The sequence below is a fragment of the Frankia sp. AgPm24 genome, from assembly GCF_023243055.1.
GTDB classification, from domain to species: domain Bacteria; phylum Actinomycetota; class Actinomycetes; order Frankiales; family Frankiaceae; genus Frankia; species Frankia umida.
The window spans coordinates 44,401-66,700 of record NZ_JALKFW010000213.1 but is presented as its reverse complement, the minus strand read 5'-3'; the positions used below and the strand labels follow the sequence as shown (position 1 = coordinate 66,700).

The following is a 22,300-nucleotide window of genomic DNA, read 5'->3' as shown; positions in this document are numbered from 1 at the left end:
CGGGGGGGGGGGGGGGGGGGGGGGGGGGGGGGGGGGGGGGGGGGGGGGGGGGGGGCCGGGGGGGGGGTGGGGCGGGGGGGGGGGGGCCGGGGCGGGGTGGTGCGCGGTGCGGTGGTGCGCGGTGGGGCGGTCCGCGGCGGGGTGGTCCGCGGTGCGGTGGTGCGCGGTGGGGCGGTGCGCGGTGGGGTTGTTCGGGGCGCGGGAGCGGTGCTCCGGGGCGGTGTCGTGCGCGGCGGGGTGGTCTGGGGCGGGGGTGGTGGGGTGGTGGGGCGTGGCGGTGTCGTGCGCGACGGAACGGGCGGCGCCGGCAGGGTCACGCGGGGTGGGAGCGTCCGCTGCGGCGGGGAAGCGGGCGGTGCCGGTGGCGCCGGCGGTACTGGCGCCCGAGACGGTGTCCCGGCCGCGCCACCGCCGGTGCCGCTGCCCGCCCGACCACCGCCGCTCGTGGCCGCGGGCGGGACGTCCACCCGGCCGGAACCGCCGGAACGAGCCGGCGGCGGGTCGCCACCGGCGCCGACGCCAGCGCCGTAGGGCACGGACCGGCTGTAGGCGGCCGGACTCGGATCGCCCACGGCCGGGCCGCCCTCGGGTCCACCGGCCGGGCCGGAGGCACCGGGCGGGTCATCGCCGCGCGGCTCGGCCGGGACGGAGCCGGTCGGACGCGGCAACAGGATCACGCTGCTGGAACGATCGTGGCTGCCGCCGTCCCCGGTGCCGATACCGTTCACCGCCAACATGCCGAACGCCAACATCGCCACCGATCCGGCACCGGTGACGATGCCGGCACGACGGCGGTCGTAAATCCAGGCCCATTCGGCCTGGCCACGAGCCAGACCAAGGATGCCAGCAAGTATTACCAGCCCGGCGACAGCCAGGCAGAAGAACATCATCGGGACCCCCCGCGGGCGCAGTCGCCTACCAGACTAGGGGCGATCCAGTGGTTTCCCAGCACAGGAACTTGAAAGCGTTTCTTCCCTTTCCCGGCTCGTGCCGGACATCACCGGTTCAATCGGTATCCGAACCTGACGAAGCAATCCGATCGAGGATACCTGCGGTATCGGTCCCGGCCGGAAGCGTGCCGAAAGCGAGACCGCCGTCACCGGCCAGCCGCGACGCGCAGAACGCATCTGCGACCGCCGTCGGCGCGTGCTGGACGAGCAGGGAGCCCTGGAGGACGAGCGCCAGCCGCTCGACCAGCCGACGCGCCGTGAACGGCTCGCCCCCGGTGGCCTCGAGCTGGGAAAGTAGCTGGTCAGCGGCCCGATCGAGCCGGCTGTCGGCCCCACGGGCCGCGTCGATGTCGGCGGTCACCGCCGCCAGGCCCCCGGGTTCACGGGCCAGGGCCCGCAGCACATCGAGGGCGTTGACGTTCCCAGCGCCTTCCCAGATTCCGTTCAACGGCGCCTCACGGTACAGCCTGGGCATTCCCGACTCCTCGACGTAACCGTTTCCACCAAGGCACTCAAGTGCCTCCACCACCACCCCCGGAACGCGTTTGCACACCCAGTACTTGGCCACCGCCGTCGCGATCCGTCGAAACGCTCGTTCCGTGTCGTCACCGCACAGGGATCGATCCACCGCACCGGCCACCCGCATCACCAAAGTGGTGGCCGCCTCGGTTTCCACGACGAGATCGGCCAGCACGTTGCGCATCAACGGCGCGTCGACGAGCAGGCCACCAAAGGCACGTCGGTGCCGGACGTGATGGGCAGCCGAAAGCACCGCCGCACGCATTCCGGCCGCGGCGGCCAGGGCCGCGTCGAGCCGGGTGAGCGTGACCATCTCGAGGATGACAGCGATCCCACGGCCCGGCTCACCGACGAGCCAGCCCACCGTGTCGTCGAACTCCGGCTCGCCGCTGGCATTGCTGCGGTTGCCGAGCTTGTCCTTCAGCCGCTGGATGCGAAAGGTGTTGCGGGTGCCGTCCGGCAGCACCCGCGGGACGAGGAAGCAGGACAACCCGTCCGGCGCCTGGGCCAGCACCAGGAACATGTCGCTCATCGGGGCGCTGGTGAACCACTTGTGGCCGCGCAGTCGGAAGGTCCCGTCGCGGGCGGGCGTCGCCGTCGTGGTGTTCGACCGGACGTCGGAGCCGCCCTGCTTCTCGGTCATTCCCATCCCGGCGAGCAGGCCCGCCTTGGTCTCGGGCACCCGCAGTCCCGGGTCGTACACCCGGCTCGTGAGCAGCGGCTCGAACCTGGCCGCGAGGTCCGGCGCGACCCGCAGGGCCGGAACAGCCGCGTACGTCATGGACGCCGGGCACAGATGCCCCTGCTCGACGGTTCCCCAGACCAGGATGTCGGCCGCCCGGGCGACGTGGGCGCCCGGGCGCGGCTGGGCCCAGGGCGCCGCGGCCATCCCCGTGCGGACGGCGACGTCGAGCAGCGCGTGCCAGGCCGGATGGAACTCGACCTCGTCGACGCGGTGTCCGTACCGGTCATGGGTGCGCAGTTGCGGCGGGAACCGGTCGGCCTGCTCGGCCCAGCGCAGCGCCTGTTCGGAGCCGGCGAGGGCGCCGAGGCGGCGCAGGTCGGGCAGGTGCCAGCCCGCGCCCTCACGGGCCATCGCGGCTCGCAGCGCCGGGTCCGCGGACGGGTCATGGCCGACCAGTGGCGGCGGCTGGTTGGTCACCTGATGGGTGTGTGCGGTCGGCGTGCTCATCGCGACCCCTGTTCCTCTGTCCATGTCGGTGACCAGCGTCCGTGGCCGGTGTCCGTGGCCGACGCCACGCAATTCGTCGAAGGTTCCACGCGGATGTGCCGCGTACAACCTCCGTCGCCGACGAGTTGACCTGCGGCGTGTTCATTGATTCCGCACAGCACGAACCGCCGGTACGTGCCGGTTATCCACCCGCATCGGTCCTGCCGCCGCGCTCCACTGACCACAAACGGCGCGACCAGGTCGATCCGGCCGACCGATGTCACCCGAACGCACGGCCGCGGTCCGTACAGCCGTAGCCGCGATCATCTGACGCTGCTGCGCGACCCTGCATGGGGTAAGCCCATCGGGTCATCACGCACCGCATTCACAGATGCGGATAGTAACGACCTTTACCCATCGCGGTCGTCACTCACAACACTCGATCAGAAACAGCGAATCGCCAAGCACCCCCCTCCGGGACGGGCGAGAAGGGCACTCAGCGTAGCTGCCTGGATGCCGACTTCGAGCAAAATTACACATTGTTTCGATGGTGCAACTTAGAGTATCCGGAATTTCGCCCTACGGAGAATCGACGAACCCTCACTCAGGACGTCTCCGAACCATCTCATTGTCGCCGGCCGCACACTGCGCAGTCGAAGCGCGCGCATACGACCGGGGGCGCCGAAATCTGACGACGGATACTCGTATGCTCAGCCCTTATCGGATGCATTCGGCCGATTAATAGATTTTTTCACTCACGGTGAGGTCCGTCGAGTCCGGATGGCGTGGTCGGACGGGGCAAGGACATGATCAGGCATGGCCGCGGCAATCAGCGGGGGGTTCGCGCGCACTCGCGCCTCCTGCAACCCGCGGCGGTGCTGCTGGCCGTGGCCATCCTCGGGGCACTGGCGCTCGTCCTGGGCAATGATCTGCTGCGTCGGGAGGAGTCGGCGCGGCTGGCGGCCCGGGCGGCGCTGGTCGAACGGCTCGCGAGCTGGGAGTCCGGGAGCGCGTCGCCGACGTCGTTGGCCGCCGCCGCGGGCGGTCTGCCCTTTCGCCCGGGTGAGCCGGCCAACGCCGACCTGCTGCTTCGCCTGCAGATCTCCGCCTCCGGCGACGTGAACCACCTGCTTGCCCTGCTGACCCCCGAGGGCCGGATCAGCGCCTCCTACCCGGCCGGCGCCCGGGTGGACGTGGCGCAGCTCGGCGCGGCGTGGCCGGCGGCGTTGGCCGGGCACGCCGGCCTGTCCCCCGTCATCACCGCGGGTCAGCCGCCGCGCCGGGGCGTGGTCGTCCCGATCGGCGCGGGTCGGCCCTGGGCGGTTCTGGTCGCGATCTCCACCGAGCAGGTCCACCTGGCCATCAGTGATGGCATCGCCGCCCTGCTCGGCGCGGGCGCGGGCGCGGGCACCGTGTCCACCGTCGACCCCAACGGGGTCGCGCTGTCGAGCACCACCGCGTCGGCCGTCGGCACCCGCGTGATCAGCCCCGCCGACCTCGCCCCGTCCCCACCTGTGGGCACGAGCACCGGCGGCGGCACGCGCATCTGGCGCACCGAGGAGGCCGAGGGGGAGGTCCTCAACATCACCGCCCGGCAGAAGGGAACGGGGTACTACACCTACTTCCGCCAGTCGGCCGACTCGTTGTACTCCGACCTGCGCTCCCGCGGGCATCGCCGCAACCTGACGCTGTTGTGCGTGGCGCTGGTGGCCATCCTGAGCGTTCTGTTCATCGCGCTGCGACGCGCGTTGTCAGCCCGTCAGACCAAGAGCTGGCTGCGCTCCCTGTTCGCCGCGGCCAGCGACATCGTGCTCGTCACCGACCCCGCCACGGCCATGATGTTCGTCAGTCCCGCGATCGAGACGATGCTCGGGCAGCGGGTGGCGGACTGGGTGGGACGCCCCATCGCCGACCTCGCCCATCCCGACGACGCCGAACGGCTACGCCGCCTGGTCGAGCACCCGGACCAGGCCCGCGGCCCCGAACTCGACATCCGGTTGCGGACGGCTGCCGGCGACGTCGCCTGGTTCGACGTGGCCGCCCGGCCGCTGCCCGCGCGCGACCACCCGACCGAGATGATCATTACCTGCCATGCCGCGGACCAGCGCAAACGGCTGCTCGACCAGCTCACCTATCAGGCCCAGCACGACTCCCTCACCGGCCTGCTCAACCGTTCGGCCTTCGAGGATCGCCTGGTGGCCGCGGCGACGGCTGTCGGCGACGACGAGGGTGACGACGACGGACGGTCTCTCGCGGTTCTGTTCGTCGATCTCGACCGGTTCAAACCGGTGAACGACACCTATGGGCATCTCGCCGGCGACCGGGTGCTCCAGGAGATCGGCGTCCGGTTACGGACCGTGCTGGGGCCCCGGGCCACCGGAGCCCGCTTCGGCGGAGACGAGTTCGGCATCCTGCTGCCGGGCGCGCACGTTCGCGCCGCCCCCGAGGCGGCCATCCGCATCATCCGCTCCGTCGGGCAGCCGGTCCGCCTCGACGAGGAGACCACGGTGCGGGTCGCCGCCAGTGTCGGTATCGCCCTCACCGACGGTTCCCGCTCCGCCGAGTCGCTGCTGCGGACCGCGGACCAGGCCATGTACCAGGCCAAACAGGTCGGCCCTGGACGTCTCGCGCTGCCCGCGGCCGACGCGCGTCCAGCCACCTCCCGGCAGGTGTGGCACCTGGTCGGCGACTTCGCGGTGATCGAACCCACCGACATCGACCTGCTCGACCTCGGCGCCCCGCACCTCACCGGGGCGGACCCGGACCGCGTCGTCCACGAACACCCCGCACGGCCCGCGGACGAGCGGCCAGACCGCGGCCCGGCGACGTCCACCCTGGTCGCGGGGCCACCGCGGACCCGTCGCCGGCGCCGGCGTCCGCGACGGATCCGGCAGTCGCAGGCCCGCCGGGCCGTTCCCCTACCCGGCCGCGCGCCGCATCGGGCCTACGGCGCCCTGCCCAGTGTGATCAGCCTGCTGGTCCTGGCAGTTATGATCATGGCCAGCACGGTGACCATCATGGCGATCGAACGTGCCGACCAGCGCCGCCTCGACAACCAGCGCATCCACCAGGCCACGCTGCTGGCGAACACGACGGCGAGACTCATCGCCCGCCTGAACCAGCCGAGCTACCTGATCGAACCGATCTCCGCGTTGCCCTGGTCGCTGACCGACCGGGCCGCCGATGCCCGCACGCTGGAGTCCATCGCCGGTCCCGACCTGTCCACCCCGGATGTCGTGCTCGCCCTCGTCGACCTCACCGGCCAGCCGCTGGCGGTGCGCCCGGTCGGCTCGACCGTGCCGATCGGCCCGGGCAACCGGATCTGGGACCTCGCCCGTCAGGCCGGTCTCGACGTGCCGATCTCACCGACCGCGGACAGCCAGCAGGACGTCAACGACATCTCGGTGGTCAGCATCGTTCCGATCCGCCGGGCGGGCCAGGACGTGGCCTTCCTGCTGCTCTCCCGGGCGTTGACCCGGGCCTCCACCGCCGAGCTGAGCAGGGCGCTGGGCATCCTGCCCGATCGCGGGCGGGATGCCGGGCCGAACGGCGACGCGGCCCGGCCGGGTGCGACGAAGGCGTCCGACCTGGACGACACGTCCCTGCCGGGCATCACGATCACGCTGGTCGACAGCGGCGGGCGCGCGGTGATCTCGACCGACCGTGCCCTGGTCGGCCGGAGGCTGGTCGACGCCGCCCAGCTGCGGCCGATCCAGCCGGGCACCAGCCGGCAGGTGATACTGCGGACCGAAGGCGGCGGCGGGCTCGCCGAAGTGGGCTTCGTCCCGTCGGTGCCACAGCCGTACTATCTGGTCCTGCGCCAGGACGGTCACCCGACCGAGGGGCCCTCACCCGGGCGTCCCTCCAGCGACCTGGTCCTCTACGCCCTGGTGATCATCACTGTCGTGGCGCTGTCGTGGACGCTGCTGCGGGAGAGTCAGCAGACCCGGCGGGAGGGTGCCCGGCTCACCACCCTGCTCCACGAGTCCCATGACATCGTCGTGGTGCTCAACGCGGCCGGCCAGGTCACGTTCCTCACCTCAGCGGTCGAGGGCCTGCTCGGCCATCAGGTCGCCCACCTGCTCGGACGGCCGCTGCTCGACCTGGTCCACCCCGATGACCGGGCCGCGGTCCAGTCCTACCTCGACGCGCAGCCCAGCGGCGCCGGGCATCCGCGCGCGGACTCACTGCTCGACATCCGCCTGTGCACCGCCACCGCCGACCACCGATGGTTCGACCTCGCGGCCGCCCGGCGTGCCGGCCCGCTCGGACGCGACCTGATGGTGACCTGCCATGAGGTCGGCGAGCGACGCCGGTTACAGGCCCGGATCTGGTGGCAGGCAAGCCATGACACCCTCACCGGTCTGGGCAGCCGCACCGGACTCGCCGACCGCCTCGACCAGCTGGCCGGCAGCCACACCCCGTACACGATCCTGTTGATCGATCTGGACGACTTCAAACCGGTCAACGACACCTTCGGTCATCATGTCGGCGACGAGGTCCTGCGCACCATCGCCGCCCGCCTGGTCGCGCTGGTCGACGTCGCCCCCCAGGACGTGTTCCGCCTCGGTGGCGACGAGTTCCTCATCGTGCTGCCCGAGCCCACCGAGGCCACCGTGCACGCCGTCCTCGACAACGCCCGCCGCGCCATCGCCACGGCGCTGGACATCGCCGGGCAGACCATCGTCATCCGCGCCGCCATCGGGGTCGCCTGGTGCCGTGGCGTGGGCGGCGCCGGTCCGGACGGTCCCGATCCGGACGCCGTCATCCGCCGCGCCGACGCCGCCATGTACGCCGCCAAGCGTGCGCACCGCGAACCCCGCGAGATGTATCCCACCTCCCGCTGACACCCCACGTCTCAGTGTGTCGGGGTGCCGGCGGCCTGACGGGCGAGGTGGAGGGTGGCGGTCCAGCGGGCGGCCTCGGCGTCGTGGCACAGGTCGGCGCCGATCACGTCGGCCAGGGGACGTAGCCGGGCGGCTCGCGCCTCGTCCGTCGGCGGCTCGTGACCGGAGGGGCGCACCCCCAGGCTCAGGTCGAGCCCCGCGGGGCCCGACCGCACCGACAGCCAGGCCCGCTCACCGGTGGCATAGGGGTTGCTCGCCAGCAACAGCACCTGGACGGCCCCCAGGACCACCGAGATCTCCGCGTCGGTCGGTGGACACTCCGCCAGCTGCAGGTCGGTGTCCAGCCGGTCGACGAGCAGGCCGTCCACCCGCTGGCGCAGGCCCGCGATCAGGGCGTCGGTCGCGTCATGACCCAGCCGGAAGACACCGGGCGGCAACTGCAGTTCCAAGGCGGCCGCCCGCAGCCTGTCCTCCATCGTGACGACCCGTTCGGCGAGCGCGCCGGAGAGCTGGCGGCGCACGCTGGCGAGTTCGAGCAGGACGGCGGTGAACTCCTGCATCGGGCCGTCATGCAGCCGGGTGGCCATCGCCCGCTGGCCGCGTTCCTGCAGCGCGACCATCATCCGTAGCAGCTCCTCGGGCCGCGCCCCGCTTCCGGCGCCGCCGGCGCTCATCCGGGTTCGGTGGCGGCGGTCGGCAGCAGGCGTCGGACCTCGCGCACGATCTGGTCGGCGGTGAAGGGCTTGGCGACCATCGGCACGTCCGGGGGAAGCTCGTCGAGACCGGGCGCGCCGGTGAGCAGCAGGCAGCGGCGTACCAGCGCCGGGGTGGTGCGCCGCAGCTCGGCGACGAGGTCGGTGCCGGGCCGCCCCTCGAGCCGGACGTCGACGACGATCGCGTCGTGCGCGCCCGGGTCGAGACCCAGCGCCTCCTCGACCGAGGCGGCCTCGCTGGTCGTGAAACCCTCGGCCCGCAGAATCCGGCTGAGCAGACCGCGTAGCAGATCGTTGTCATCCACGACGAGCACCCGCACGGCACGGGAAGGGCCCCTGCCGTCGCTGCTACCGCCGTCATCGTCGGCGGGTGTCCCGGTCGACGGATCGTTCACTGCGCCCCCAGGGTTCGCCGCCGCACCCGTCCGCGGTGGGCGGGATCCGTCCTGGCCAACCGTACCGGTAGCAGAACGCTCGCCCAGGGCGGCCGTGGACGGCAGGGAACCGAAGTGGCCCTACCTTTCGGGGTTTCCGCTCTCAGGGCTCGATCGGGCTGTCGAGCACCTCCCGCACCCTGGCCAGCAGTTCCCGTTCGGAGAACGGCTTGGGCAACAGCATCAGACCGGGATCGAGCGTGCCGTTGTGGGCCAGCACGGCATAGGCGTAGCCGGACATGAACAGCACCTGGACGTTCGGGCGCTGCCGGCGTACGAGTTCGGCCACCGTCCGGCCAAGGACCTGCGGCATCACGACGTCGGTCAGCAACAGGTCGATGGGGGCGGGATGGCTCGTGGCGATCTCCACGGCGCGTTGGCCGTCCGCGGCGATGATCACCTTGTAGCCGTTGCGGATCAGCAGACGGCGGGTGACCTCGCGCATCGCCCGTTCGTCCTCGACGACCAGGATGGTCTCACCGCCGGTGAGCACCACCGTCTCGGACATGGGTTCCGGTGTCACGGCCACACTCTCGACCGCCGGAAGCAGGATGCTGACGGTGGTGCCGAGGCCGACGTCGGAGAAGATCTCGGCGTGCCCACCGGCCTGGGTGATGATGCCGTAGACGGTGGCCAGGCCCAGACCCGAACCCTCGCCCTTGCGTTTGGTGGTGAAGAACGGTTCGAACGCCCGGCTGACCGTCTCCGGGCTCATACCGGACCCACTGTCACTGATCCGCAGGTGGACGTGCCGGCCGGCCTTGATGCCGGGGCGCCCGGCGGCGAGGTCCTCCTGGATCTCGATGTTGGAGGTGTCGATGGTGAGCTTGCCCCCGCCGGGCATCGCGTCCCGGGCGTTGACGGCCAGGTTGACCAGGACCTGTTCGAGCTGACCCGCGTCGGCGAACACCGCCCACGGCTCGCTCGCCGCCACGGTGATCAGCTCGACGTGTTCACCGAGGGTGCGGCGCAGCATGTCCTCGATGTCGTGCACGACGTCGTTGAGGTGCAGCACCCGCGGCTGGACGACCTCCCGGCGGCCGAAGGCGAGCAGCTGGTGGGTGAGCTGGGTGGCCCGTTCGGCGGCCCGCTGCACCTGGTCGATGTCGCGGCGCACCGGCTCCCAGCGCGTCTCCCCGCGGTCGGCGGCGGCCGTGACGACCTCGGAGATGAACGCGGTGTAGTTGATGATCACGCCGAGCAGGTTGTTGAAGTCGTGCGCGACCCCGCCGGCGAGCTGGCCGAGGCTTTCCAGCCGCTGCGACTGGTGCAGCTGCGCCTCGATCCGTTTGCGTTCGGCCTGCGCCCGCAGTCGCTCCCGCTCGGCCTGGGCCTCCAGCCGTTCGGTCACATCGCGGATGGCGGCGGAGACGAGCAGGCCGTCCTCGGTCTCCAGCGCCGACAGGGAGATCTCGGCCGGGAACTCGCTGCCGTCACGGCGCCGGGCGGCCAGCTGCATCTGGGCGCCCATCGGGCGGGGCCGCGGATCGGCGAAGTACCGGGTGCGATGCGCCGGATGGACGCCCCGCGCCGCCTCCGGGACGAGGATCTCCACCGACTCGCCGAGCAGCTCCTCACGGCTGTAGCCGAACAGCCGCTCGGCCTGGGCGTTGACCAGCGTGATCCGCCCGCTCGGGAGCACCCCGACGATCGCGTCCGGCGCCGAGTCGAGCAGACCGCGGAACTTGGCCTCGGCCCGCTTGCGATCGGTGACGTCACGCACGGCGGCGGTGATGAGCACACCGCCGACGGTCTGGATCGCCGCCAGCGAGATCTCGGCCGGGAACTCGCTGCCGTCGCTGCGCCGCCCGGCCAGCTCCATTCCCAGACCCATCGGCCGTGGCCGCGGCTCGTGCAGATAGCCCGCGCGGTGCCTCGGGTGCAGCGCACGGGCCGACTCGGGGATCAGGATCTCGACCGGCTGACCGAGCAGCTCCTCCCGCGTGTAGCCGAACAACCGCTCGGCCTGGGCGTTGACCAGCGCGATCAGCCCGTCCGCATGCACACCCACGATCGCGTCGGGCGCCGCGTCCAGCAGGCCACTGGCGAAGCCATCTCTACCGTCTTCCAGCTCAACCACCCCACAGGGTGAACATCGTGCTACAGAAGGACAGATGGTAACGCCGATCCGGCCAAGGATCAGCGCTACGAGACAACTCGCCGCCGCATCGTCGTCGCCAGACCCTGGTCGGTCAGGACCGCCTCGGCCGCCCGCCGCCCGGAGAACAGCGCCCCCTGGATGGACGGCGTGTCCCGATGATCACCGCAGACGTACACCCCGGACGGGGTGCGCACCGGCCGGCGCAGCACGTGCGGGCTGGTCAGCGTGGGCAGCGCCCGGGCCACCGGGTAGCGGGCGAGCAGCGTCCAGCCGGCCGTGTCGGTGCCGTACAGGCTGCTCAGATGCCGGCGCACAGCCGCCTCGTCGGCGTCCGCCCCGCCCACCGCGTCGGCGGGCGGGCCCGGCACGGACGCGTCGCCGTCGTCGGGAACACCGAGTACGGACGCGGCGATCAGCGCCGCACCGCTCGGCGCGTAGGACGGCGCCACCTCGCTGAGCACCACCGTGTTGATCACCGGGCCGGACCGGCCCGGGCGCACCGGTCGACGCGGGTCGGTGGACCCCTCGACGACAAGGACCCCGCGCCGCAGCGGGGAGGCGTCCGCCCGGAAGTAGTAGGTGGTCACCCCGTGCCAGCTGGGCTCGGCGATGCCGGGGACCAGCCGGGCCGCCGTCGTCCCGTCGGTGGCGACGATGACCGCCCGTGCGACCAGCGACTCGCCGTCGCGGGAACGCACCCCGGTGCGGGTCACGATGTCGGCCGGGCAGTTCAGGCGCACCGTGCCCGGCTGCAACCGGGCCGCGAGCTGCTGGGGTAGCGCGCCCATGCCCCCCTCCGGTAGCACCGGCGGGCGGGCGGCGAAGCTGCGCCACACGAGATGGAAGAACCGCGCCGAGGTGGCCAGGTCGTCCTCGAGGAAGATGCCGCGCAGCAGCGGTGCGAGCACACCGTCGACAGCCTGCGCGGACAGCCCGCGGGCCCGCAGGTCGGCCCGGGTGGACCGGTCGGGGCCGGCGACCAGGTCAGCGGGGCGGGTGAACCGGTCCCGCGCGGTCAGGGCGGCCAGCCGGGCGAGGTCCGCGGCCCGCAGCGCCCGTCCTGGCACCAGACCGGCCAGCGCCGACACGCCACCGCTGGGATCTCCCAGCGACACCGACCGGACCCCGTCGCGCACCAGCAGCCCCCGCACGAACGGACGGGCCCGCAGCGCCGGCAGGTCGATCTGCCGGGCGACCTCCGGGTAGGCCGGCAGCAGCACCTGGAACCCGCGGTCGAGCAGGAACCCGTCCACCTGGTCGGTGCGCACCCGGCCGCCCACGTCGTCGGCGGCCTCCCAGACCGCCACGGACAGCCCCTGCGCGGCCAGCAGGGTCGCGGCGGACAGACCCGCAAGCCCGGCTCCCACGACCGCCACGTCGACCGTCTGCATCGCCACCACCCCACGCTCGCCGCACCCGTGCCGTCACCGCTGTTCGTACCGCAGCGGGCGCCTGGATGGGATCAGGTGACACCGACGGGCGGCCACGTGGTGGAGCGGCGGGGTGGCTCAGCGGTGGCGTTCGGGGCGCAGGATGACAGTCGTGTCCGGAAAGCGGCGGGTGTAGCGGACGGCGGCACGCCGCGGGGAGCCGGCGGACCACTCCAGCGTCCACTCGACGCCGACGAGGTCGAGCAGCGAACGCAGCCGGCCCTCGAAGTCGTCGTGGGCCTCCTGCTCGGCGATCCGCGCCGCGCACATGACCGTCTCCACCCCGAAGGCGCAGTACACGCCGGCCGTCCAGCGAGCCCACCGGGCCCAGCGCTCCATCGTCGCGATCATCACGAGGCGGGCGCCGAGGCGAGCGGCGAGATCGGCGGCGACCAGCACATCGGCCAGGTCCGCCACGTCGCCGGCCCGCAGGCTGACCACCACATGGCGATCAGTGCGCGCCGGAGGCCGTGCCGTCGTGTGCTCCACCCGTTCCACGTTTCCTCCTGCGTTGCCTTTCCCGGTACCCGCACGCCTGCCGGTGTGCACGGGATTATCTCGCCTGGGGCCCTGCCGTGTCGGAAGTACGACGCATGGTCCGTACCCCCTCCACCTTCAGATCATCGCTCGGGACTCGATGCGACCGGGATCGGACCGCGGACCATCTGCGCCCCACTCCCGGTTCCGCTCTCCTACCGACCGCTCCTATCAGCCTCTGTTACCGGCTCGCCCCGCCGGGCCCGTCCCGCTCGGCAAGCCGTTTGCACCCGCAACCATTCACCGTTCCTGCCGATTGTGGCGGCCAGGATGGGAAAGGGGAAGGGTTCGCCACATATTGACACTCAGGGGTGCCGCCCCGACCAGGTGACAACACCGGAGCCATCACCAGGACGCCCCGAGCGCCCTCCTCCTGTTTCCCGTTCTTCCTGGTCGGACACCCCCTCGCACCGTCACCACCGGATGTGCCGGCGACCGCCCGGACGTGCCGGCCCGTCCACCTGGCCATGATCGCCATATCATCACGAAAACTCCTGTGCCACTGGGGAAGTAGCACGATCTTCCGGCTGGCGCCGCGTGCGGCCAGCCGCACCCACGACCGTGCCGGTGGCCACGCGGACACCTTTGCCCGTGACGGTGCGGACGACCGCGCCGACCGTCCCGTGCGAACTGCCGGCGCACCCGCCGCACGCCTTGTCCGCGGTCTTGTCGGCGGTCTTGTCGGCGGTCTTGTCGGCAAATCTGACGCTGACGTCGCCGTCGGACCCCAGGTCGCATCGGTGCTGGTTCCGATACGGCTGGTACGAGAAGTCCCGTACCAGCAGTCAATGCAGCGTCCGGACAGGCCCCACGAAACCTTCCGTGTGCGGCAGATCTGACGCCGATCCGCGCCCGTTCCGCCGCACACGCCCACCACGACAATGCCGGCCGCACCGCGCGCAGGGAGACTCGAACATATTGCTCGCTAAGTAATGCGAGCGGCTGATCCCGGATCGGGGTCGATCCGGGTCAGTTCTCCAGCGGCGCCAGTTCGGCCACGAAGGAATCCAGGAAGGCGGGCCATCCACCCGGTTCGATGGCCGGATGAACAACGAACTTGGTGACGCCCACGGCGATGTACTCGGCGATCGCCGCCCGCGCCGCCGCCCAGCCCACCGGCAGCAGCCGGGCCGGGTCGGCCCGCGGGTCACGGCGGCGCACCGCCGCCAGCGTCTCGGCATCCGGCGGGGTGAAGGCCAGCCGCAGGCTCAGCCCATAGTGATCATCATCGATGTGCCGCCCAGCGTCCGCCGCGCTCGCCCGGATCTCGGCGATACCGGCGGCCGCCCGCTCGGGACTGACCAGGCTCGCCAACCACCCGTCCCCGAGCCGGCCGATCCTACGCAGCGCGGCCGGAGCCGCACCGCCAAGCCAGAGGTCCAGTGGCCGCGCGGGCCGCTCTCCGAGACCGATCTCGTCAAGGTCGAAGAACTCGCCGTGGAAGGTCACCCGCGGCTCGCTCAGCAACAGCCGCACCACGGTCAGCGCCTCGTCGAAGACCGCCGCCCGCCGACCCGCCGGCACCGGGTAGGCCGAACGGTCCGCGTCCCGCCCCGGAGCGAGGCCGAACACGGGCAGCACCCGACGCGGCGCCAGGCTCGCGAGCGAGGCGAGTTCCTTGGCGACCAGCACCGGGTTGCGCCCCGGCAGGATGGTCACCCCCGTGCCCACCTTGAGCCGGCTGGTCCGCCCGAGGGCGAACCCCAGCCCGGCGAACGGGGCGACGGCCGGCTGGGAGAGCTGCTCGGAGAGCCACAACGAGTCGATCTCGAGCTTCTCGAGCCGATCCACGAGCGCGACGAACTCGCCGGGGGCCACCCCGCCGAACCCACCGAACCCGATCCCGATGCGGACCTTCATGAGCCCTCCGTCCCGGACTGGATGCATCCGCCCGGATCCGGGATCCGGCCTCCAGGTGCACCCCTCCATAGTGCGGGACGAACGTGCGAGATGCGTCACTTCCCCCGGGCGGCGCTGGGCGGGGGCCCGAAAATCAGCTAACCGCGAACGTCGGGGACTCGGCGGCGGCGAGGTCGGCGCGCAGGTCCGCGACGATCTGGCCGAGCAGCGGCTCGCGCAGGGCGAGCCGGTGGTCGCCGGGGATGCGTCGGATCGTGCCCGGTCCGGTCAGGACCCCGCGCCACCCCTCGATCTCGTCATGATCGTCCGCCAGCCAGACGGCGGTGGGGCCGGCGTACGTGCGCGGGCGGTAGGTCATCGTCAGAACCCGCCCCTGGTTGTGGAAGGCCTCGTAGCGGTGGGCGCCGCGGAAGCGGACCAGCCCGGCCAGCGGCAGTTCGACGAGCTGGCGCAGCCGATCGGCCACGACCCGCGGGCCAAGCCCCGGCCCCTCCCCCGCCGCGAGCGTCCCGCGCCCCTGGTGATCCGGGACCGCCTCGGGCCGATCGGGATGACATCCCTCCAGCTGGCTGGTCGGGATGATCGCGCCGGACCGGGTGAGTCGGGCGGTGCCCGGCAGGTAGGTGTCGATCAGCGCCAGCAGCGCCACCTCATGCCCGGCCGCCCGCAGCAACCGGGCGGTCTCGAGCGCGATCAGACCGCCGAACGAATGCCCGACCAGCAGGTACGGCCCGTTCGGCTGGAGCAGCCGGATATCCGCCACATGCCGGCGCGCCGCCGCGGGCACCGACCAGTCGGGCAGGCCGCGGCGCTCCAGGCCATGCGCCTGCAGCGCGTGGACGCGTCGCTGCCCGGCGAAGTGCCGCGCCAACGGCAGCAGCGCGATCGCCGGAGCCCCCGCCTCCGGAAAGCAGAACAGCGGCGTCCCGCTCGCCGGCCCGGTCAGCGACACCACCCGCGGATGGCGTTCGGCGTCGCCGTGCCGCTCGGCCAGCAGATCCGCGAGCCCCGCCGGTGTCGACACCGCACGGACATCGCGCTCGGGCACCACCAGGCCGAGCTCGTCGCGCAGAATCCCCACCAGCGCGCCCGCCGGGTCCGCGGCGTTGCCCGCATGACCGAGCGCCCGCGCCCACAGCAGCCGCGCGGCGACCTCATAGGGGTCGTCCCCCACCGGCGCCCCTCCCGCTGGATCGATCTGGTGCGCCGACGCCGCCGCACCTTCGACGGCCTCGACGCCAGCCCCCCTGGCCGCGGCCTCGTCGCCCGCGGGCGCCGGTGCGGGCACGGAAACGGAGAGCTGGTCAGCCGCAGACGATCCCAGCACCACAATCACCTCTTATAGCTATGTGAAGGTCATATTGAACACCACGACCTCGCTAGCCCCCACGTCCCCCTCACCACCCTTGACAAGCCGACGCCAACAACACCCGATCATGCCGCCCGGCCGCCGCCCCCACCCGAATTACCCCTCTGACCAGTGGTTTCACCGAACCGAGTCCGTCCGGCTCGGTATTGGCGAAGCCCATCCCCCGGTCAACTACAGACATGGACGAACAGGCGCGAACCGGCCATTGACGGAACGCCGTCCGACGCCGACCGTGGACGGATGGGTGACGTGGGCAAGCCCGAACGGATAGTCGAGGACGAGCCACTGAGCTTTCCCGACGCCGAACCGTTGACCATCCCGGCCACACCAGCCACACCGATCACCGCACCCGAGGCGGAGCCGGTGCCCGGGTGAGCCTGCTCGGCTGGCGGCAGTGGGCCGTCGACCGTGACGGTCAGCTACGACCCGCCTGGACGCCCTGGTCGCCGTTTCCGCCCGGCATGCTCCTGTGGCGCCCCGACGCCATCACCGAGGCCCGCTGCCTGCGTACCACCACCCACCCGGAGGAGCCCTCCCGCGCTGACGCTCCCGCCGTCGCGCACGAGCGCATCCCCGACGAGCACTGTCTGTGCGGCCTGTACGCCTGGCGCACCCCGGAGCTGCTCGCCGCCGCCCGCCGCCCCACCTGGACGTCGCTACCCTGCGTGGTCGGAGTCGTCCGTCTCGGCGGCCGTATCATCATCGGCGAACGCGGCTACCGTGCCGAGCGCGGCTATCCCGTGGCCCTTTTCGACAGGCACGGCGTCGTCTCCCCCGACTACGCGGTGGCGCGCTACCGCACCTTCGCCGCCCTCACCGCGGAATGGTTCGACGAGCCCACCACCACGACCTCCGGGCCACCTCAGTCCGAGCCACCTCAGTCCGAGCCACCTCAGTCCGAGCCACCTCAGTCCGAGCCCTCCGACGGCGGTGGCCCCGGGCGCTGAGCCCACCCGTCGCTCGACCGATGTTCACCGAGACACGCGATGCGGCCTCACGGAGGTCGGACGGCGGATCGACCCATCCACCGCGCCGAAATATCACCTGAAGTAGATAGATAAGAACTTTGGGTACATCGGCGGGGTGCGTGGAACACGGCCTCGCCCGGTGCGCCTCCGCCGGGACGGCGAGGCCTCGTGGAGCGGGGGCGGCCCGGGTACGACCCAGGTGGCACCTTCCGGCCGGATAGTCACGCTCCGTCTTCCAGATCATGCTGCGCATCCGACTGGCCGGAAAGTGTGCCGATCGGGCCATGGCTGGAACTATCGTCTGAAATGTCCTGCACGGCGGCTGTTCCATCGCCCCACTGCCACGCCGTGATCGTGGGACGTGCGAGGGGGGTCTCGTGACCAGCTCCGGTATCAACCTGCCCAGTGTCGATCCACCCGGTGACACTCCGTCCGATACCAGGTCGTCCTCCGGCGCTGATCACGGTGGCACGAGAGCGGCCGCGGATGGTGACCGGCGACAGCACCGATGGGGGATCAGGCGGGTGCCGGCCTGGCTGGCGGTGGGAGTCGGGTACCTGGTCCTGGCGGGGTGGATCCTCCGGGCGGGCTGGCTGCATCCCGGTGCGGTGACCTACGGGGGAAACGACGGCTATCTGTACACGTGGTTTCTGCGGTGGACGCCGTACGCCGTCGCGCACGGGCTTGATCCCTTCGTCACCCACCAGATCAACGCGCCGGACGGGGCGAACGTGCTGTGGAGCACCCCGGTGGTGCTGCTCGCGCTGATCGCGACACCCATCACCATGATCGGTGGACCGGTGTTCGCCCTGACGGTGCTGTTGACGCTCGCGCCGGTGGTCAGCGCGCTCGCGCTGTACGGGCTGCTGCGTCGGTTCGTCCGGGTGGGGCCGGCGACGCTCGGTGGGCTGTTCTACGGGTTCGGGCCGTACCTGATCGGCAGTTCGTACGGGCATCTGCATCTGGCGTTCATGCCGTTTCCGCCCCTGCTCGCCCTGTTGCTGATCGACCTTCTGGTGCCAGACCCACACTTCCAGCGGCAGGGACAGCGGCAGGGACAGCGGCAGCGGTCGCCGGGACGGACCGGCGTGCTGCTCGGGCTCGCGGTCGCCGCGCAGGCGCTGATCGGCGAGGAGGTGCTCGCATCGTCGGCGCTGGCGGCGACGGTCGGGGTGGTGGCGTTGGGTGCGTGGCATCGGGGGCTGGTGCGGGCGCGGATCGGGCCGGCGGTGCGGGGGCTCGCGGTGGCGGGCGTGACGGCGGGGGCGCTGCTCGCCTGGCCGCTGTCGGTGCAGTTCTTCGGCGCCGGCCGCGTGCACGGGTCGATCCAGCCCTCCGGCATCGCGGTGAGTGACCTGTGGACGTTCGTCACCCCGACGCCGATGCAGGAGTTCGGCCCGGACGCGGCCGTGCGGCACAGTCTGCGTTTCACCGGCAACGCCGTGGAGGTCGGTGGCTATCTGGGCGTTCCGCTGGTGCTGCTGGCGATCGGTGCGGCGGTGGTGGCGCGGCGGCATCCGCTGGTGCGGGTACTCGTCCCGGTCGGGATCGTGATGGCGGTGCTGTCACTGGGCGATCATCTGCATGTGAGTGGTCACGCGACCGGGATCAGGCTGCCCTGGCTGCTCGGCGAGCGGGTGCCGGTGCTGCGCAACGCCCTGCCGTCCCGGTTCGCCGGGTATGTGATGTTGTGCGCGGCGGCGGTCACCGCGGTCGGCCTCGACCAGTTGCCGGGGGGCTCTCGGACACCGGATCGGCATCCGTTGTCGCTGCGGGTGATGTCCCCACGGCCGGGGTTCCTGCGGGGGACGTCCCCGCGGGGCGTGCTGGCGTGGACGGGCGCGGGCGTCCTCACCGTGGCCGCGCTGGTGGCGCTCGTGCCGGCGCAGCTGCTGACCACGTCGGCGCGGACCCCGGCGTTCTTCACCGGGGACGGCGTGCGGCGGCTCCCGGCGGGCGCGACCACGCTGGTCGTGCCCTATCCGCATCCGCAGCAGGCGGAGGCGATGCTGTGGCAGGCGCGGGCCGACTTCCGGTTCGTCATGCCCGGCTGTTACTGCACTGTCGCGGACGCCTCGGGCCACGCGGCGTTCCACGGGCCGAGTGACGCGCTGACCTCCGCCCTGATCGACGTCGACAACGGCACCGTTTCGGGGGCGCGCATGGCAGGCTCGGCGCAGGTCCGGGCCGCCTATGCTGATCTGTCCCCGGATGCGGTGGTGCTCGGCCCGGCCCGGCGCACGGGTGAGCTGCGGACTCTGCTGGTGGGGCTGGTCGGTCAGGCCCCGGACCGGGTCGGCGGTGTCGATCTGTGGTTGCCTGGCCGGTCGGGTGGACGCAGGTCGTGACATTCCCCGCTCACCTGAAAAGCTGGCCTGCGAGAATGGACGAAGCCGAGGGGGTGTCGTGGCTGCCGGTCCGGTAGGCGACCGCGTGGTGGCGGGTCGATATCGCCTTCTCGCGCGCCTTGGTGCGGGCGCGATGGGCACGGTCTGGCGCGCGTTCGACTGTGTGCTCGAGACCGAGGCCGCGCTGAAGGAGATCGAACTCGCGGGTGGGGTCGCCGGGTCGGAGCGCGCCGACCGGGTGGAGCGGGCGATGCGGGAGGCCCGGCACGCGGCCAAGCTGCGCGGCCACCCGCATGTCGTGACGATCCTGGACGTCGTCCTGGAGAACGGGCTGCCCTGGATCGTGATGGAGCTGGTGCCGTCCCGGTCGCTGTTCGAGGTGGTGCGCGATGACGGGCCGCTGCCGCCCGCGCAGGTCGCCCGGGTCGGGCTCGCCGTGCTGGACGCACTGGTCGCCGCGCGTGACCATGGCATCGTCCATCGGGATGTGAAACCGTCCAATGTGCTGATCGGGACGGACGGTCGGACCGTGCTGACCGACTTCGGCATCGCCACCGGCGACGGCGATCCCACCCTGACCGTCACCGGAGTGCTCGGCACCCCGCTCTACATGGCGCCGGAGCGGCTCAACAACTTCCCGGCGACCTTCGACGCCGACCTGTTCAGCCTGGGTGGCACGCTGTACTTCGCTGTCGAGGGGCGGCCCCCGTTCGAACGGGACAGTTTCGGCGCGATGCTCGCCGCGATCGTGCTGCACCCGCCGGCGCCGGCGCCGCACGCCGGCCCGCTGGCCGAGGTGCTCGACGGCCTGCTGGAGAAGGATCCGCAGCGACGGATCACCCCCCGGCGGGCCCGTGACCTGCTGCTGGCCGCCACCCAGCGCCCCTGGACCGACACCCGCCCCTTCGGCGCCACCGGCTCCCACACCACCGGCGGACACCTGCGGGAGGGCGATCCGACCCGGCTGGCACCGAGCACCCGGGGCATTCCGCCGACACGGTCGGCCTACCAGAGCGACCCGGGCGCCGAACCGGACGAACCAGCCAGCCCAGCCGGGTCAGCCAACCCAGCCCACCCGGAGGGCCCCGCCGACCCGGGCGCCGCCCACCCGGGCGACCAGGCGAACCAGCCGGGCGACGCGGGCGGGGCCGCCGCGGGCGTGCCGGCGGCGCCGACGGACCTGATCGGGGTGGCGCAGGACGGCGCGGTGCTGCTGCGCTGGGAGCCCTCGGTCACCCCGGGGGTGTCCTACCGCGTGTCCCGGGTGCTCGCCGACGTGTCCGCGCCGGGGGGACGACGCGAGCGCGGGCTGGGGATCACGGCCGCCACCGAGCTCTCGGACGCCGGGGTGCCGCGCGGGGTGGAGTACTGGCACGAGGTGGTCGCGGTGCTGGCGGGGGCGTCCGGGCGGCTGCGTTCGACGGCGGCGCGGACACCGTCGCGGGTGCTGGCACCAGCGGTGACGGTGCTGCGGGCGACCATGTCGGGGGATGCGGTGGAGCTGTCGTGGCGACCGATGCCCGATCATGACGAGGTGGTCATCGAGCGGACGTTCGCCGAGTCGTCGGCGTTGTCGGGCGCCAAGCGGCGTTTTCGGGGGGCCGGCGGGCACTTCGTGGACGCGGACGTCTCCCCGGGCGCGGTCTACCGCTACCGGGTGTGGGTCGTCGGGCCCGACGGGTCGGACGCGCTGGCCCCGGTGGATGCCAGCCAGGTCGTGATCCGCGCGGTCGCCCGGCCACGGGCGGTGCTGGACCTGGAGGCCCGCGCCACCCTCGGCGGCACGGTGCTGCGCTGGACGACCGTGCCGGGCACCGTCGTACGGGTCTACGCCACCGAGAACCCCACCCAGGCCGGTCTGGCCGGGACGGGCCCGTTCGGCCCGGCGGACCGTGAGGTGAGCCTGCGTTCGCTGGAGGGCCGGGCCCGGCTGGTCGGGGAGAGCCGGCGTGGCCGGCTCGTCGACCGGCAGACCGGCCTTCCCGTCGTCTACACCCCGATCACCGTCGCCGAGGACCGGGCCGTGATCGGTACCGCTGTCAACCATGAGGGCACCCTGTGAGCAACCCGCCGGCCTACGGCTACGTCGACATCGACGCCGACACCGCTCGCCACGCCAGCCGGATCTACTGGGACGACACCGCGGCCGACTACCAGGCCGAACACGGCGAGTTCCTGGGCGACAGCGACTTCTGCTGGAGCCCGGAGGGGCTGCGTGAGTCCGAGCTGCGTCTGCTCGGCGACGTGACCGGACGGACCGTGCTCGAGATCGGCTGCGGCGGCGCGCAGTGCGCCCGCTGGCTGCGGACCCAGGGGGCGCGGGTGGTCGGGATGGACCTGTCCGCCGGCCAGCTGGCCCAGGCCCGCGCGCTCGGGGCACGCACCGGTATCGAGGTGCCGCTGGTGCAGGGCGACGCGGTGGCGCTGCCGTTGGCCGACGAAAGCGTCGACCTGGCCTGCTCGGCGTTCGGGGCCGTCCCGTTCGTGGCCGATTCGGCCGCGTTGATGCGCGAGGTGGCCCGGGTGCTGCGTCCCGGTGGGCGCTGGGTGTTCTCCACCACCCACCCGTTCGTGTGGTGTCTGCCGGACGAACCGGATGAGGACACCGGCCTGCGGATCTACCACAGCTACTTCGACCGCCGGGCCTACACCGAGCATGACGAGGCCGGCCGGGCCGTCTACACCGAGACGCACCGGACCGTCGGTGATCGCGTCCGGGAGATCGTCGGGGCCGGGCTCACCCTGGTTGACCTGCTGGAACCCGAGTGGCCGGCGGGTCTGACCGCGACCTGGGGGCAGTGGGGGCCGGAGCGTGGCGCCTATGTGCCCTCGACCTCGATATTCGTGACGAGGCGACCCCGGACCCCAACAAAGGACCGGTACACCCCACTACGTGCACAACACCCCCGGGTGTCCTGAGCTGACCCGAACGGCCCCGTTATGGTAGGCCCCGCATTCGCCGTTGGGGGCAGACCGTGGACCACGCTCACTGCGCACCCGGAGATGCCACGCCCAGTCGCGGCAGTCCGGCCGTCCGCCCATGCCCGACTTCG

The 22,300-nt window shown here is 72.2% G+C and carries 14 protein-coding genes and 1 pseudogene; 6 read left to right on the top strand and 9 right to left on the bottom strand.

Annotation, left to right across the window (positions count from 1 at the left end):
• Both MXD61_RS24030 and MXD61_RS24025 read right to left on the bottom strand, forming a co-directional pair.
• Positions 1–890, bottom strand: a pseudogene (locus tag MXD61_RS24030) (hypothetical protein); the annotation flags it as partial.
• 115 nt (positions 891–1,005) lie between these two features.
• Complete coding sequence (locus MXD61_RS24025; protein WP_248815690.1) at positions 1,006–2,661, bottom strand: acyl-CoA dehydrogenase family protein; 1,656 nt, start codon at positions 2,659–2,661, stop codon at positions 1,006–1,008.
• A gap of 785 nt (positions 2,662–3,446) precedes the next feature.
• Here MXD61_RS24025 and MXD61_RS24020 point away from each other — a divergent pair.
• Positions 3,447–7,487: a diguanylate cyclase domain-containing protein gene (locus MXD61_RS24020; protein ID WP_248815689.1), complete on the top strand. Its 4,041-nt coding sequence runs from the start codon at positions 3,447–3,449 to the stop codon at positions 7,485–7,487.
• Positions 7,488–7,498: 11 nt separating this feature from the next.
• Here MXD61_RS24020 and MXD61_RS24015 read toward each other — a convergent pair whose 3' ends face one another.
• From MXD61_RS24015 to MXD61_RS23985, 7 genes are all read right to left on the bottom strand, one after another.
• Positions 7,499–8,161, bottom strand: a complete 663-nt coding sequence (locus MXD61_RS24015) for a histidine kinase (RefSeq protein ID WP_248815688.1) — start codon at positions 8,159–8,161, stop codon at positions 7,499–7,501.
• Entirely contained in the window at positions 8,158–8,505 is a 348-nt protein-coding gene (locus MXD61_RS28200) for a response regulator (protein WP_248815687.1), read from the bottom strand. The genes MXD61_RS24015 and MXD61_RS28200 overlap by 4 nt, the downstream gene beginning before the upstream one ends.
• A gap of 232 nt (positions 8,506–8,737) precedes the next feature.
• Complete coding sequence (locus tag MXD61_RS24005) at positions 8,738–10,705, bottom strand: PAS domain-containing hybrid sensor histidine kinase/response regulator (protein ID WP_251080530.1); 1,968 nt, start codon at positions 10,703–10,705, stop codon at positions 8,738–8,740.
• Positions 10,706–10,779: 74 nt separating this feature from the next.
• Positions 10,780–12,126, bottom strand: a complete 1,347-nt coding sequence (locus MXD61_RS24000) for an NAD(P)/FAD-dependent oxidoreductase (protein ID WP_248815692.1) — start codon at positions 12,124–12,126, stop codon at positions 10,780–10,782.
• A 117-nt stretch (positions 12,127–12,243) separates the two neighbouring features.
• Complete coding sequence (locus tag MXD61_RS23995; RefSeq protein WP_163548977.1) at positions 12,244–12,609, bottom strand: hypothetical protein; 366 nt, start codon at positions 12,607–12,609, stop codon at positions 12,244–12,246.
• Positions 12,610–13,671: 1,062 nt separating this feature from the next.
• Entirely contained in the window at positions 13,672–14,562 is an 891-nt protein-coding gene (locus MXD61_RS23990; RefSeq protein WP_248815685.1) for a TIGR03854 family LLM class F420-dependent oxidoreductase, read from the bottom strand.
• Positions 14,563–14,695: 133 nt separating this feature from the next.
• Complete coding sequence (locus tag MXD61_RS23985) at positions 14,696–15,889, bottom strand: thioesterase domain-containing protein (protein ID WP_248815684.1); 1,194 nt, start codon at positions 15,887–15,889, stop codon at positions 14,696–14,698.
• Positions 15,890–16,171: 282 nt separating this feature from the next.
• Between MXD61_RS23985 and MXD61_RS28195 the strand changes: the two genes are divergently transcribed.
• The 5 genes from MXD61_RS28195 (at position 16,172) to MXD61_RS23965 (ending at position 22,166) form a co-directional block, all read left to right on the top strand.
• On the top strand, positions 16,172–16,306 hold the full coding sequence (locus tag MXD61_RS28195; protein ID WP_285223366.1) for a hypothetical protein: 135 nt from the start codon (positions 16,172–16,174) through the stop codon (positions 16,304–16,306).
• Positions 16,303–16,878, top strand: coding sequence for a hypothetical protein (locus MXD61_RS23980; protein ID WP_248815683.1), 576 nt, complete (start codon positions 16,303–16,305; stop codon positions 16,876–16,878). The genes MXD61_RS28195 and MXD61_RS23980 overlap by 4 nt, the downstream gene beginning before the upstream one ends.
• 545 nt (positions 16,879–17,423) lie before the next feature.
• Positions 17,424–19,247, top strand: a complete 1,824-nt coding sequence (locus MXD61_RS23975) for a hypothetical protein (protein ID WP_248815682.1) — start codon at positions 17,424–17,426, stop codon at positions 19,245–19,247.
• Positions 19,248–19,305: 58 nt separating this feature from the next.
• Positions 19,306–21,309 carry a serine/threonine-protein kinase gene (locus MXD61_RS23970; RefSeq protein ID WP_248815681.1) on the top strand — a complete coding sequence of 668 codons (2,004 nt, stop codon included), beginning with the start codon at positions 19,306–19,308 and terminating at the stop codon, positions 21,307–21,309.
• A complete protein-coding gene (locus MXD61_RS23965; protein WP_248815680.1) occupies positions 21,306–22,166 on the top strand; it encodes a class I SAM-dependent methyltransferase in 861 nt (286 codons plus the stop codon). The genes MXD61_RS23970 and MXD61_RS23965 overlap by 4 nt, the downstream gene beginning before the upstream one ends.
• Positions 22,167–22,300 lie beyond the last annotated feature (134 nt).

Coding starts and splice junctions, on each gene's coding strand:
- MXD61_RS24025 (WP_248815690.1), bottom strand. CDS start 2,661: ATGAGCACGCCGACCGCACACACCCATCAGGTGACCAACCAGCCGCCG.
- MXD61_RS24020 (WP_248815689.1), top strand. CDS start 3,447: ATGATCAGGCATGGCCGCGGCAATCAGCGGGGGGTTCGCGCGCACTCG.
- MXD61_RS24015 (WP_248815688.1), bottom strand. CDS start 8,161: ATGAGCGCCGGCGGCGCCGGAAGCGGGGCGCGGCCCGAGGAGCTGCTA.
- MXD61_RS24000 (WP_248815692.1), bottom strand. CDS start 12,126: ATGCAGACGGTCGACGTGGCGGTCGTGGGAGCCGGGCTTGCGGGTCTG.
- MXD61_RS23990 (WP_248815685.1), bottom strand. CDS start 14,562: ATGAAGGTCCGCATCGGGATCGGGTTCGGTGGGTTCGGCGGGGTGGCC.
- MXD61_RS28195 (WP_285223366.1), top strand. CDS start 16,172: ATGGGTGACGTGGGCAAGCCCGAACGGATAGTCGAGGACGAGCCACTG.